Below are 13,729 nucleotides of genomic sequence, written 5' to 3'. Positions count from 1 at the left end.
GTGTCCGAACCCACATCGCTGGTTACCGATGCCGACTTCGCGCGCTTCTGCGAGTTCCTGTACCGGCGCACCGGCATCCTGTTCACGCCGGCCAAGCGCTATTTCGTCGACCGGCGCCTCGCCGAACGCATGCAGGCCACCGCGTCCCGCTCGTTCGCGGTCTACCTCGCCCGCCTGCGCGCCGACACGGACGGTGAGGTCGAGAACCTCATCAACGCCTTCACCATCAACGAGACCTATTTCTACCGTGAGGACCACCAGCTCCGCTGCCTGACCTCCGCGCTTCTGCCGGAGCGCGTCGCCGGCAAGCCGTCAGGGGCAACCGTGCGGATCTGGTCGATGCCCTGCTCGACCGGCGAAGAGCCCTATTCGGTGGCAATCTGGCTCCTGGAGAACTGGCCGGAGGTCGACCGCTACGACGTCGAGATCGTCGGCTCGGACATTGACACCCGCGCGCTCGGCGCCGCGGAGGAAGGCCGGTATGGCGAGCGCGCGCTGATGCGGCTGGGCCCGGATCTCGTCGCCCGCTATTTCGTGCGCGAGGAGACCCGCCTCGGCCCGGCCTGGCGCATCCTTGCGGACTTGCGCGGCTCAGTGCGTTTCACTCCCTGCAACCTCACGGAGGCGGCGGCGATGGCCACGCAGGGTCGGTTCGACGTCGTGTTCTGCCGCAACGTCCTGATCTACTTCGACGACGCCTCTCGACGCGTCGCGGCGGACAACATCTTCGATGCCCTCGTCCCGGGCGGGTTCGTCTGCTTAGGCCACACCGAGAGCATGAGCCGGATCTCCCCTTTGTTCAGGGTCTGCCGCTACGATGACGCCATCGTCTATAGGCGGCCGCGCGAGGGCGAGCATGTCTGAGACCGCGACCGCACCCTTCGAGCCCCCCGTGTGCTCGTCGTCGACGACGCGAGCCTGGTGCGGATGTACTATCGCGGTGTCCTGGAGAAGGCGGGCTTCGTCGTCGACGAGGCGCTCAACGGCATAGAGGGGCTGGAACGCGTACTGAGCACGACCTACGACCTTCTCGTCGTGGACGTGAACATGCCGAAGATGGACGGCTTCAGCTTCCTCCGCGCCCTGCGAGGTCGCGAGCTCCCGATCCGATCCATCCCCGCCCTTATGACAAGCACCGAGGCCGGCGACGGCGACCGGGAGGCGGCGCGAGCTGCGGGCGCGAACTTCTATCTGGTGAAGCCGCTCTCCGAGGACGCGCTTGCCGCGCATGCCCGGGCGCTCGCGGGACGGCGCCCGTGAACGAGCTTCTCGAACAATTCCTCGCCGAGATGCGCGAGCTCGTCCAATCGGCCACGGAGGACCTGCTCGCGCTTGAGGCGGCACCGGGCGACGCAGAGGCGGTGAACCGGGTGTTCCGCGCCTTCCACACGCTCAAGGGCTCCGTCGGTCTGTTCGATTATCCGCCGTGGTTCGCGCTCCTGCACGCCGCCGAGGATGGCCTCTCCGCGGCGCGGGTCGGGACCGTCGCGGTGGATGCCAAGCTGATCGACCTCTCGCTGGAAACCCTCGATGCCACGGCGCGATGGACCGACGCGGTCGAGGCGACGGAGCGGTTGCCGGCCACCGCCGCGACCGAGGCGGCCGATCTGGCCGAGCGGCACCGTTCTCTCATCGGGCGCAAAGCGAAGGTCCAGGCGGCTGAGGCGGCAGCGTTACCTGGATGGGCCATCCGTCTCGCCGACCCCGCCGACGTCAGTGGCAAAGCGCTGACCGCGGTGCGGTACCTGCCCCGGAACGATTGCTTCTTCACAGGGGACGACCCGCTCGCGCTGGTCCGGAAGGTACCCGGCCTGCGGGCCGTCTCGGTCGAACCGGCCACGCCGTGGGAACCGGGCGAGGAGTTTGACGCCTATGCCTGCAACCTCGTCATCACCCTGCTGACCGAGGCCCCGCGCTCGGAGGTGGACACGGCCTTCCGGCTCGTCGGCGACCAAATAACGGTCATTGATATGCCCGTGGCCGGCGCACAGACCGTGGTCGGCGAGGTTCAGACCGGGGTCGCGCCCACGTTGCCGCCGGTCGTCGCCGCAATCCTTGCGGAACAGGTCCGCGTTCTGGCCGCTGCGCACGATGGGGTCACCGACGCGGGTCGTTCGGAAGCTTGCGCCCGAGCGGCGGCGAACACACTTCGGTCGATTGGCCGTTCCGTCGACGCGGAGCAGTGCGCGCGGGCGCTCGAACGCGGGTCGGATGCCCTCCGAGCGGCCATCGATGCCGTCCTGACCGGTCGGCCGGACACCGCTTCCCTAATCGGTGCCGATGAGGCTAGGGGAGCAACCGAGTTCCCCGTTGGGGACGCGGCCCGTACCCTGCGGGTCGAGGCCGCCCGGGTCGACGGCCTCGTCGCGCTGGTCGGCGAACTCGTCGTGGCCCGCAACACGCTGGGCCATCTCGCCGCCCGGGCCGAGGCCGGCGAGGATGCGGGCACGCTGGCCCGCGCGATCCGCGAGGCCGATGCGAACATCGGGCGCCTCTCGACGACGTTGCATCGGAGCGCCGTCTCGCTCCGCCTCACGCCGCTCTCAGGGGTGTTCCGCCGCTTCACGCGCCTGGTGCGCGAGGCCGCGCGCAGCCTTGGGAAGGAGGTCGTCCTTGACGTCGAAGGCGAGGATACGGAGGCGGACAGGAGCATCGTCGAGAACCTGTTCGAGCCGCTGCTGCACGTCGTACGCAATGCGGTCGACCACGGCTTGGAGGATGCGGCAACGCGGCGACGGGGCGGCAAGCCCGGAGCCGGGCGCATCCGCATGGCAGCTGGGCAGGACGAGAACGGCATCGTCGTGTCGGTCTCCGACGACGGGCGCGGGATCGACCCGGCCTTCATCCGCAGCCGGGCAGTCGAGCGCGGCTTATGCTCGGCCGAGGCGGCCGCGACACTCGATGACGAAGCGCTCATCGACCTGATCTTCGCGCCGGGTTTTTCGACGGCGGAGAGCGTCGGCGCCCTGTCGGGTCGGGGCGTCGGCATGGACGCGGTGCGTGCGGCGGCGGTGCGCATGGGCGGCCGCGTCTCGGTCGAGAGCCAAGTCGGCCTTGGCACCACGGTCCGCCTGCACCTGCCCCGGACCGTCGCCCTGGCTCGCATCATGGTGGTCGAAGCGGGCGGGGAGTCGTACGGCATCGCGATGGACGCCGTCGTGGAGGTCGTTCGCAGGCCGCGGACGGCCATTCATGCCGTCGCCGGCGGGAGTGCGACGGTCCTGCGGGACCGAACCGTTGCGGTGTTTCGGCTCGTCGACCTGTCGGGGCATGGGCACGATTCCATCGCAGCCCCGGAGGCCTTGCTCCTGGCCATCCGAGCGGGTCCGGAGACCGCCGCCCTGGAAGTTGACCGCGTCGAGGACCGCATCGAAGCGGTGGTCCGGCCGCCATCCGGCCTCGTGGCGGCCCTGCCGGGGGTGGCAGGCACGACCCTTCTCGGCGACGGCCGCGTGTTGCTCGTGCTCGACCCTGCCTCCCTGCTCGCGGCCGAACCGACGGTGGACCAGATAGCTCGGGAGCAAAGGTGATGGCCGTCGTACGCCGAACCGACGCCGGGTCGGGAGCGCCAATATGCTTGGAAGGGGTCTGCCCGGTCGAGGACGCCGAGACGCTCGCCCTGCTCATCCTCGAAAACCGCGCCGCCTCGGTGGACTGGACCGCCTGCACCCGCATGCACACCGCGGTGTACCAAGTCCTGCTCCGGCTGCGGCCCAACGTGCTAGGGACCTGCGGCGACCCGTTCGTCGGCCGCTGGCTGACCCCCTTCCAGCCAGGATAACGCGGCGTCCCTGACACTTACGGCTTTGCCCCACGACGACCCCAGCGCATAAGGGACCTCCCGCCACGCATCCGAGCGTATCGCGCGCAATTCAAGCAGCATCGCCCTCCATGCCGATCACCGTCCTCATCGTCGACGACAGTAAGCTCGCGCGCCTCGTGGTCGCCAAGCTCCTGCGCCAGCTCAGGCCGGACTGGGAGGTGGCGGAGGCGGCTAACGCCGACGCGGCGCAGTCCATCATGGGCGAGCGTCAGGTCGACGTGGCGCTCCTCGACTTCAACATGCCCGGAAAGGACGGCCTCGAACTCGCCGCAGACTTACGTGCTGCAAAACCCAACATGCCCATCGCCGTGGTTTCGGCCAACATCCAGGACGAGATCATCGCGCGCGCCCGCAGCGTCGACGCCACCTTCCTCGCGAAGCCGCTCACCGAGGAGGCGCTCGCCGGCTTCCTATCGGGTGCCGCCCTCAGGCTGCGCAGGGCGGCCTCGTGACGGCAGCCACAGTCGATCTCACCGAACTGCAGCGCGACGCCTTCACCGAGCTCGTCAACATCGGCGTCAGCAAGGCTGCCGCCAGCCTACGCAAGATGATCGGCGTTCAGGTGCTGCTGTCGGTGCCGGCCGTGGAGATCGTGTCCCGGGCCCAGGCCGCGCGCATGATCGGGGAGCGGGAGGCGTCCGAGCTCGTCGTCATTCAGCAGGATTTCACCGGCGCCTTCGCCGGCCGCGCCCTCCTGATCTTCCCGCAGGAAAACGGGCGCGAGCTCGTCCGGGCAGTGGCCGGCGAGGAACTGTCCGCGGACGAGGTGGCGGAGCTGGAGGACGAGGCGCTCACCGAGACCGGAAACGTCATCCTGAACGGCTGCCTCGCGACGATGGCTAACCTGCTGCAGCGGACCCTGACGATGTCGCTGCCGGAGGTCATGAGGGGCGACGGTCCGCGGATCTTCCGGCCGGTCGGCGAAGAGGGAACCGATTCTCTAGTCTTGTTCCTGTACATCAACTTCGCGGTGCGCGAGCGCGACATCCGAGGGTACATCGCCATGCTGATGGACCTGCCGTCCCTGGAAAGCCTGAAGGTCCTGATCGACGAGTTCGTCGAGCGGGCCATCGGTGAGACCGAGTCGTGACCCATCCGACCGACGACGAGGGTCGCGGGCCGGGACGTACGTCCGCTTCCCTGAGCGGAGCGGCCGAGGAGATGCGTGGCTCAGCGGGGCCATTCATCGCCGCGCTCGAACGCACCCCCCAGCCGATGGTCATGACCGATCCGCGCCTCCCCGATAACCCCATCGTCTTCGCCAATCCTGCCTTCCTCGCCTTGACCGGCTACTCGGCCGGCGAGGTGCTCGGGCGCAACTGCCGGTTCCTCCAGGGCCCCGATACCGACCCTGCCGCCCTGGCCGAGGTCCGGGGCGCGATTGCCGGTCGGAAGGAGGTGAAAGTTCAACTCCTCAACTACCGCAAGGACGGCTCGACATTCTGGAACGAGCTCTACCTCAGCCCGGTCTTCGATGAGGCCGGCGAACTCTTGAACTTTTTCGCCTCTCAGGTCGACGTCACGCCCGCGCGTCAGGGACAGGTCGCGGCCGAACGTCAGGCCGGCATCGAGCGGCGTCTTGCCGACGCCCAGCGGCAATTGAAGATCACCCTCACGGCCGCGGGGGTCGCAGGGACCTGGGATTGGGACATCCCGGGCAAGCGCCTCCACGTCGACGACCGCTTCGCGCTCCTCAACGGCATCGAGCAGGACGTCGGCGCAGTCGGAGTGCCCACCGGCGCCTTCTTCAATCGCGTCCACCCTCAGGACCGTCCGCGAGTGCGCCTCGCGGTCAGCGGCATCCTGAATGGCGCCGAGGTCTTCGACCGGGAATACCGCCTGCAGGCGCCGGACGGCGCGATCCGCTGGGTCCATGCCCGTGGACGCTGCGCATACGGCGCGGACGGCGAACCTATGCGCTTTACCGGCGCCCTGGTCGAGATCACCGAACAGAAGCGTGTCGAGGAACGGCTGCGCATCGCTCAGACCGCCGGCCGCATCGGCACCTTCGAGTACGTGCCGGGCTTCGCCACCGTCGAGGTCTCGCCCCAGTTCTGCAGTCTGCTCGGCGTCGTGCCGGCCGAGACGCTGGCGGTGAGCGCGGTCAACACCCTCGTCTTCGAGGGCGGCCCCTTGCTCGATCCGGGCGTGCGGGAGGTCGGTGAGCTGCCCTACGCGGAGATGCACGTCCGGATGGCGGACACTGGTGAGATGCGCTGGCTCGCCCGCCGCGGCGAGGCGGTGCGCGAGGACGCCTCGGCGGAGATGCGTCACGTCGGCGTGGTCTATGACGTCACGGCCACCAAGGCGTCCGAGGTCGCCCTGCGCGAGATGAACGATACGCTGGAGGCCCGCGTCCGCGAGGCCATCGCGGAACGCGAGCAGGCCGAGGAGCAACTGCGCCAATCTCAGAAGATGGAGGCTGTCGGGCAACTCACCGGCGGCATTGCGCACGATTTCAACAACCTGCTCACCGGCATCGTTGGATCGCTCGACCTGATGCAGACCCGCATCAACGAGGGGCGGACCGAGAACCTGACCCGGTACGCCGGCCTCGCCATGGCCTCGGCGCAGCGTGCGGCGGCGCTCACCCATCGCCTGCTGGCGTTCTCGCGCCAGCAGCCGCTGGAGGCGAAGGCCGTGGACGTGAACCGGCTGGTAGGCTCGATGGACGACCTGCTGCGCCGCACGCTGGGCGAGCGCGTCCGCTTGGAAGTGGTCGTGGCGGGTGGCCTTTGGCTGACGCTGTGCGACCCGAACCAGTTGGAGAACGCCATACTCAACCTGGCCATCAACGCGCGCGACGCGATGCCGGATGGAGGGCGGCTTATCATCGAGACGGCTAATTCATTCCTGGACGACGCCTACGTTGCTCGCGAGGTCGGGGTGCGGGCTGGGCAGTACGTCTGCGTCTGCGTCACCGACACCGGCAGCGGGATGCCGCCGGAGGTTATTGCGCGGGCGTTTGACCCGTTCTTCACGACGAAGCCCATTGGCCAGGGCACCGGGCTTGGCCTGAGCATGATCTACGGCTTCGCCAAGCAGTCCGAGGGCAACGTTAAGATCTACTCCGAGACCGGCAAGGGCACCTCGGTGAAGCTCTACCTCCCCCGCTATTACGGCGAGGCGGAGGAACCCGGCACGACCGGGCGCGAGACGCCGCGTGCTGAACATGGCGAGACGGTCCTCGTGGTCGAGGATGACGATACCGTGCGCAGCCTGGTCGTCGAGGTCCTGGGCGAACTCGGCTACGCCACGCGGGAGGCGCCCGACGGTCCGTCTGGCCTGCGCATCCTGCAGTCGGACGCACGGATTGACCTCCTCGTCACGGACGTCGGGCTGCCCGGCCTGAACGGGCGCCAGCTCGCCGATCAGGCCCGCATCGGCCGGCCCGGTCTCAAGGTGCTGTTCATGACCGGCTACGCGGAGAACGCCGCCTTCGGGGCCGGCCATCTCGAACCGGGTATGCAAATGATCACCAAGCCCTTCCCGGTGGAGGTATTGGCCAGCAAGATCCGCTCGATCATAGAATCTTGATCGTCAGTCTGTGCACGCGCCGAGCAGCACACGAGCCCAATGCTAATGGGCCATGACATGCTGATGTCGTGACCGCCGCTTAAAGGTCCGCTTCTTCCGACCAAGCGGACGTCTCGGCCGGCAGGCTTGAGGGTCTGCAAGGGGTCAGGTGTTCGCTCGCCGGCAGGTCGATGCCTCTCCAGGTGCTGATGAGCGGGCCGCCCAGCACCTTGCCGGGTCGTCCGCCCGGTGGCCGGCTCAACATCGTGCTCAGGCAGCCGCAGCCGCGAGGCTTGTAGCGGCCTTGGCATGCTGGCCGCGCTCATGTCCGCGCACATCCCCTCGGCGTAAGATTGGGACCAAAACGCTTATGCTGCGGGCTTCATATGTGCGGTCCGGCAATGTACCCCGATCGGCAGCAACAAGGGGAGCAGCATCTGCCAGATTGTTAGCTTTGAGCAAGTCACGTAGGGCGGCAGCGGCACGTCTAAGGTTGTGGCCAATCAATGCATGTAGACATTATCATCCTGACACTGATCTAGCCGATTGGCAAGTCTGTATACGACTCGCCATGGCATCAATAATTACTTTTGTAAACTTGCCGTGGAGAGCTGAGCACCAAGCTTGGGGGGCTGAGGCGCGGCGCCGCTGCCGCAGAGCGATCGTCCCGTTCTGTCAAGCAATGCTAACTCAATCACATTGTCGTTGTGAGGCAAAGACTTGTTCTTTGACTTAGCACAAGATGTCTTGAGCTTGGCGCGGCGAATTGCGGCGGCCACATGAGGAGAGCGCCGGTTGATCCAAGCCTCATGGCGCATGCGCATCGCTTGTAGAAAGGGGCGCTCGCTCAAAGTCATAGGGTCCTCCCCAAGGCCGAGAGTTAAGATCACAGACGCGTGATCAGATGGGAAGGCTGTGATTGCAGGGTTTGGGCATTTTTGTACAGATTTTTGCCAAATTGACCCGCCTGCGGTTGCGTAAGTACCTGTTATGGCCGGCTGACGTGTATCAGCGACCGAAGACGCTCGCACTAAATGAGGCTAGAGGGTGGCTGAGACTCAACCCACAGTCGATTTGCCAACCCTCCGAGCTCACCCCGCATAGGACATCTTCGACGGCGACGCCTATTGCCTGCGGCCGATCTGCATAGCAGTGTCGGAAGTGGTGATACGCTAGGACCTCGATATTGTCGTGCTGAAGCCCCTTGAAGGCTAGGGTATCGGTATCCCGCGCCGCCTGCTGATCCTGCCTGTTTTAAGCAAGATCAAGGGCAGGATCGAATAGGCTATGATCTTCACCGCTCATAACCTCCTAGCGCTGGCATAGGTCTGACGCTAGGCCGGACGCGCGGCCTCATCTGCCCATGACTTTCCGCCTAGCCCCGCCTTTGAAGCCGACTACCAGGGCTGGCTTCTAGTCCCTGCCCCTTTGCTTGCTATCTGGTTCAGAGAGCTTCCGAGGCCGCAGTATACCATGCTTGGGCTCGATCTGTTGTCAGCGGCTCTGTCTGCCCACGTGGTCGTCGTTCTGAGCGACCCGGATTAAGAGCAAATTGCCGTACTGGAGGCCGATCAACTCGCTCCGATTCGTGATAAGATTAGGGTTAGGGCATGTAGGAGAGGCCCCATGGGCAGTCGCAACTCGCTCGAGTGGCCGCCTGGCAGTAGTGAAATGGTGGAGCGCATCCGCGCGCATGACTGGTCAGGATCGCCGCTCGGATCAGCCGAGCACTGGTCACCACGCCTGAAACTTGCTGTCGAGATGGCGCTGGCCAACCCTCTTGCCACCAGCCTCGTATGCGGGCCAGAACGCCTCCTGATCTACAACGATGCGGCTGCTACCTTTCTAGGCGAGCACCATCCCGCGGCTCTCGGCCAAACACTGCCTCATACCTTCCCGGCTGGCTGGGCGGCGGCCGAGCCGTTCTACCAGCGTGCCTTCGCAGGTGAGGTGATACAGGTCCACAGCCAAGCACTCAGTATGTGCTGTGAGGGTCAGGCGAACGCAGACGTGTCCGATGCCATCCTCATGCCTGTGCGCGACGAGGACGGACGAGTCGCTTACGTCCATATGATCTGCACTGAGAATGGCGGGCGGGCTCGAGCCGAAACCATCGCACGTCAGAGTGACGAGCAACTCGCCGCTATCTTCGGCAGCGCCGCAGTCGGGCTGTCCGAGCTTGCGCAGGATGGCCGCTTCCTACGTGCCAACGACGAGCTCTGCCGTATCCTGGGGCGCACCCGTGAGGAGGTGCTGCGTCTCACCGTGATGGACGTGACGTATCCTGACGACGTCCCCTCCAGCCTGATCGCTGTCGCGGAGGCGCTTCGAACAAACCAGCCCGCCTCGCTGGACAAGCGCTACCTGCGCCCTGACGGTAATCACGTGTGGGCCAACAGCCGTGTGCAACCGCTGCACCATGAGGGCGAGCCGAGTACGCTATTGGCTGTCACGGCTGACTTGAGCGAGCGCCGTCACACCGAGGAGCGCCTGCGCGAGAGCGAGGAGCGGTTCCGGGCGTTAGCGAACCTTGTGCCGGTCATTCTATGGCGCTCGGACGCGAGCGGGCTCACCTTCTCAGAGAACCAATCCTTCCTCGATTACACCGGCCAAACGGCAGAGGAGGTGCAGGACTTCGGCTGGCTCGCCCCAATGCATCCCCATGACCGTAGGGGCGTGCAGGAGGCATTTGTGCATGGAATCGAGACCAAGCAGCCAATCGACGCGCAGTTTCGACTGCGTAGGCGCGATGCACAATACCGGTGGTTCCTCGCACGGCAGGTGCCAATCTTTGGCGGAGAGGGGCAGGTAACGGAGTGGTTCGGCGCGGCCATGGACATCCACGAGCTGCACGAACTGCAGCAGCGACAAGCCGTCATGGTGGATGAACTGCAGCACCGCACCCGCAACCTGCTCACTGTGGTGCGCGCCATCGCGCAGCAAACGATGGCTCAGACCGGCCCGACTGAGTTGTTCCGCGAGCACTTCAACGACCGCCTTGCAGCACTCTCTCGCGTGCAGGGCCTGCTCTCCCGCTCTGACCAGGAGCCAATTACCATTCGGGCCCTTGTCGAGATGGAGCTTGATGCGCTCGGAGCGACAGACATGCGGGAGCATATCGCGGTAGAGGGGCCTCGGGTGGTGCTGCGAAAGGGCAGTGTGCAGACGTTGGCTCTGGCTCTGCACGAACTTGCCACCAATGCGCGCAAGTACGGTGCCTTGTCCCGTGAGCAGGCCGAACTCTGGGTCAGCTGGGACACCTACACCGCCGAAGCCGGAGAGCAGCGCCTCACCCTGACATGGCTGGAGGAGGGAATCTGCCGTTCGCAACAGAGCAACCCGATCCGGCGGGGCTATGGGCGCGAGCTGATCGAGAAGGCGCTACCCTACACGCTAAAGGCACACACAGACTATGAACTTGGCGAGAATGAGCTGCGTTGCTCCATTGACCTGCCACTCACTGAGCTTGCTGGGACAAGGGCCCAATGACCTCTGCAGCCAACCAATGGGTGGGATGCCGTGTGCTCTTAGTGGAGGATGATTACCTCATCGCAAACGCGATGGATGCCGAGTTCGAAGCGCTCGGGGCTGAGGTGGTTGGTCCGGCCGCGAGCGTTAAAACGGTACTGGAGCTGATTGCCGCCCATGAACTCGATGCCGCGGTGCTCGACATCAATTTACATAAGGTGATGAGCTACCCGGTCGCCGAAGCCTTGCTGGCGCGCGGCGTTCCGTTCGTATTCGCTACCGGCTACAACAAGGCTGCGCTACCAGAGCGCTACGCACACGTGCCACACTGTGAAAAGCCGGTTGAACCATCCCAGCTTGCTCGAGCGCTGTTCGTCTGACTGTCGTCCGATGTTCTAAATTGACGTCCTGCCCAACGCTTTAATCTAGCTTATGTGCGGCTTTTTAGCGGTGCGTTACATTGTGTATAGAACTAGAGCCGTGAACAATCAGGTTCGCTGAAGAAAAGATTGTTGTCGTGTCGAAGCTAAATGAGACCAGGGCGCCGAATGCGCCTATGCTTTCCAGCTGTCCCTACAAAGCCTGCTAGCGATTCCATCTGGGTAGCAGGATGATCTGTTTGCTAGGCTCATCAGGAAACCAATGCCGCCCCGCAGCATCTGCGAATGGAAAAGGTCACGCGCAGACTGTTTCTCGTATCTCTATCCCCGCGCTCAGCTCCAGCCTCGTTGCCTGGCGATCCAGCTCAGCAAGAACTGCTTGGAACTGCGTGTCTGTCGCTAGCTTCACCAGCAGGGCTAAACGCCGGCCGTGCTCGCGCAGCATCTGTGCAGGGCAGTCTCCGCTGCGCTGGGCGCGACGTATGAGGATCTCAACGAACTCCTGCGCCACAGCTGTCCGGGTCACGTCCAACATCTGCACCTCAGTCCCCCTAAACAACGCCCTTAACATTGGCTTGATCTCAGCTTGGAGCGAGTGCTCTCTTAAGAACGGGTTATACCCATAGCTCCGTGTTTGATGGGTCACTGAATTGGCTGTGAAGAGCTGACGGTTGTGCGACCTTCAGAAGGATGTTTGAGCCAGCGACCACAATCCCTGATCTGTCGCGCAGCAGGGTCGGATGCGGCATTACTGGCACGCGAGTACCATCAGGTTGTTCGAGAACAGCTTGCAGACCGTGCACAGCACGGCTCTGTTGGAAGGCGACTGCCAATGGCCACTGCTCGCGCGCCAGTAGCTTGCCGTCAGTATCGTAGATGCGCCAAGAGCCGCACCAGCGCTCCTCACCGATGACAGGGTGACGGCCCCACAGCTCGGCTGCGGCATCGTTGTAGTACGTCAGCCAACCCTCGGCATCGGTTGTGTACAGAGGAGCGGATATCTTCTGGAGCAGCTCAGCACGCGAAGGTTCGTAGTTCCAGCCACGGTCAGGCGGCGAGAGATCGCACTCATCGATAAACATTTGACGCCCCCGCCTGCGACTTCTTTATCTCGCTAGGCTTGCAGCTTTCATTTCATACCAAGGTACAATTTACAAGCTTATGCGCGCAGCTTCTTGCAGAACAAACAAATATTAAGTGACAACTTTCGCAGTTTACGCAATTCGATCCGGCACATCATGATTGCGCACAATGAGCATCAATTCGCATAAAGTATACGACGGCAGCAAAATGGTACCCTGAAATCTCAAGCGTGAAAGCCGAACTGCTATAACGGTATGAGCCGCTTCATTCAGCTTGACGGTTACGTCGCGAGGCACCATGCAGGTCTGGCACCACAGCAACTGCTCGGCGGCGCAAAGTTTGGAGGGGCATCATGGCCACCACGGAGCCAAGCTTCGCGATCCCGGCCGAGCTGGGCGATTTCGCAAAGATGAGCGTCGAGCACGCGGGCGCCGCGCTCACCGCTGTCTTGCAGAGCGCCCGCAAGGCCGCAGAGTGAAGTCCGGCTGCGCTTCACCTGGCCGCCGCGAGCATCCGCTTCCGCATCTCGGCCATGCGGTCGTCGTCCCTCGTGCCTATTTCGCGGGCGACCTCGCCGACGAGGGCTGAAGCCGGCTCGATGCGTGCGCGGTTGCCTCGATTGCGAAGCTGATAATCTGGCGAGATGTCATCACGGAGCCCGTGTCGACGCGCCACCGCGGTGTCGGGGCGGCCGAAGTGCAAGTCACCACATAGCCGATCTCGTCCAGCTCGATCAGCGCCCAGGCAATGGGACTGAGCACGGGCTCGTCCCCATGTCGCAAGGTGTGATTCAGCGCTCTCACTCCCTTCTCGCCCACGCTCTAGGCGTGGCCGTAGAAGGAACCTCGCGCTTGCAATTTTGTCTCCGAAGAGCCGGAGGTTCGTTCAGAACAGCGTTAACTCGGTCCGCTGCCGCAGCCACTCCAGCCTGCGGCTTGCGCTAAGCCGCTTCGCGCCGCGTCCGCTTTCTGCCCCTATGCAGAACTTCGGCTGACACACGCTCGAAATCCGCTTGGGGTCAGGAGTTCGCCCCCGCCTTATTCAGCTCCGCGCCACTTGCAGACATTCGCCCTCGTGCGGCGGCAGGTCCGCTGTGGGTGCGTGAGCAGACTCGGATGTGGAGGCGTGGCTTCAGAGCGCTCAGACTTGGGGACGGCTGCTGGCCCGGCAACAAAGCCTTCAACTCGGAGCAAGTCGCCTGAATCCTCCCGCTTCCGCCCCCGCGCAGGCGACGTTCGGCCGGCCGGCCACCAGCCCCTTCTCAAACGTGGGTTCGCCGACATCATCATGAGGTTCGCTGCCAGTGAAGCTAAGCGGTTCGCGGTCCGATAAGAATGATCGCATCGCTCCGGACCGACGCGATGCACAGGCGCGTTCCAGGGATGCCGTCCGGCGGCGCTCCTCGCGCAATATATCGATGGCCGGCTGCCACCAGCCGCGTGCAATTTCGGCTGGACCC

Annotated in this window: 13 protein-coding genes; 10 read left to right on the top strand and 3 right to left on the bottom strand. The window is 64.6% G+C overall.

Features of this window, described 5'->3' with window-relative positions; genetic code table 11:
* The 7 genes from MSPGM_RS22535 (at position 1) to MSPGM_RS22505 (ending at position 7,360) form a co-directional block, all read left to right on the top strand.
* Positions 1-864 carry a CheR family methyltransferase gene (locus MSPGM_RS22535; RefSeq protein ID WP_261925999.1) on the top strand — a complete coding sequence of 288 codons (864 nt, stop codon included), beginning with the start codon at positions 1-3 and terminating at the stop codon, positions 862-864.
* A gap of 30 nt (positions 865-894) precedes the next feature.
* On the top strand, positions 895-1,260 hold the full coding sequence (locus MSPGM_RS22530; RefSeq protein WP_261925998.1) for a response regulator: 366 nt from the start codon (positions 895-897) through the stop codon (positions 1,258-1,260).
* On the top strand, positions 1,257-3,530 hold the full coding sequence (locus MSPGM_RS22525) for a chemotaxis protein CheA (protein WP_261925997.1): 2,274 nt from the start codon (positions 1,257-1,259) through the stop codon (positions 3,528-3,530). The genes MSPGM_RS22530 and MSPGM_RS22525 overlap by 4 nt, the downstream gene beginning before the upstream one ends.
* Positions 3,531-3,577: 47 nt before the next feature.
* Positions 3,578-3,781, top strand: coding sequence for a hypothetical protein (locus MSPGM_RS22520; RefSeq protein WP_261925996.1), 204 nt, complete (start codon positions 3,578-3,580; stop codon positions 3,779-3,781).
* Between the two features lie 110 nt (positions 3,782-3,891).
* On the top strand, positions 3,892-4,275 hold the full coding sequence (locus tag MSPGM_RS22515) for a response regulator (RefSeq protein ID WP_261925995.1): 384 nt from the start codon (positions 3,892-3,894) through the stop codon (positions 4,273-4,275).
* A 95-nt stretch (positions 4,276-4,370) separates the two neighbouring features.
* Positions 4,371-4,913, top strand: a complete 543-nt coding sequence (locus MSPGM_RS22510; RefSeq protein WP_410007699.1) for a chemotaxis protein CheX — start codon at positions 4,371-4,373, stop codon at positions 4,911-4,913.
* A gap of 71 nt (positions 4,914-4,984) precedes the next feature.
* Positions 4,985-7,360, top strand: coding sequence for a PAS domain-containing protein (locus MSPGM_RS22505; RefSeq protein WP_261925994.1), 2,376 nt, complete (start codon positions 4,985-4,987; stop codon positions 7,358-7,360).
* A 563-nt stretch (positions 7,361-7,923) separates the two neighbouring features.
* On the opposite strand, the gene MSPGM_RS22500 is transcribed toward MSPGM_RS22505, so the two are convergent.
* The gene (locus MSPGM_RS22500; RefSeq protein ID WP_261925993.1) at positions 7,924-8,196 is read right to left on the bottom strand and encodes a hypothetical protein; all 273 of its coding nucleotides are present in this window, start codon (positions 8,194-8,196) and stop codon (positions 7,924-7,926) included.
* A 769-nt stretch (positions 8,197-8,965) separates the two neighbouring features.
* Between MSPGM_RS22500 and MSPGM_RS22495 the strand changes: the two genes are divergently transcribed.
* Together MSPGM_RS22495 and MSPGM_RS22490 are read left to right on the top strand one after the other, a co-directional pair.
* Complete coding sequence (locus tag MSPGM_RS22495; RefSeq protein ID WP_261925992.1) at positions 8,966-10,828, top strand: sensor histidine kinase; 1,863 nt, start codon at positions 8,966-8,968, stop codon at positions 10,826-10,828.
* On the top strand, positions 10,825-11,187 hold the full coding sequence (locus MSPGM_RS22490) for a response regulator (protein WP_261925991.1): 363 nt from the start codon (positions 10,825-10,827) through the stop codon (positions 11,185-11,187). Before MSPGM_RS22495 ends, MSPGM_RS22490 begins: the two co-directional genes overlap by 4 nt.
* A gap of 295 nt (positions 11,188-11,482) precedes the next feature.
* Here MSPGM_RS22490 and MSPGM_RS22485 read toward each other — a convergent pair whose 3' ends face one another.
* Together MSPGM_RS22485 and MSPGM_RS22480 are read right to left on the bottom strand one after the other, a co-directional pair.
* The gene (locus MSPGM_RS22485; RefSeq protein WP_056116401.1) at positions 11,483-11,722 is read right to left on the bottom strand and encodes a hypothetical protein; all 240 of its coding nucleotides are present in this window, start codon (positions 11,720-11,722) and stop codon (positions 11,483-11,485) included.
* Positions 11,723-11,801: 79 nt separating this feature from the next.
* The gene (locus tag MSPGM_RS22480) at positions 11,802-12,269 is read right to left on the bottom strand and encodes a hypothetical protein (RefSeq protein ID WP_261925990.1); all 468 of its coding nucleotides are present in this window, start codon (positions 12,267-12,269) and stop codon (positions 11,802-11,804) included.
* A 353-nt stretch (positions 12,270-12,622) separates the two neighbouring features.
* On the opposite strand from MSPGM_RS22480, the gene MSPGM_RS22475 reads away from it, so the two are divergent.
* Entirely contained in the window at positions 12,623-12,748 is a 126-nt protein-coding gene (locus MSPGM_RS22475) for a hypothetical protein (RefSeq protein WP_261925989.1), read from the top strand.
* Positions 12,749-13,729 lie beyond the last annotated feature (981 nt).

The organism is Methylorubrum sp. GM97 (assembly GCF_024347855.1).
In the GTDB taxonomy this organism is placed as follows: domain Bacteria; phylum Pseudomonadota; class Alphaproteobacteria; order Rhizobiales; family Beijerinckiaceae; genus Methylobacterium; species Methylobacterium extorquens.
The sequence above is the reverse complement of the archived record's forward strand: the minus strand, read 5'-3'. Positions and strand labels throughout refer to the sequence as shown.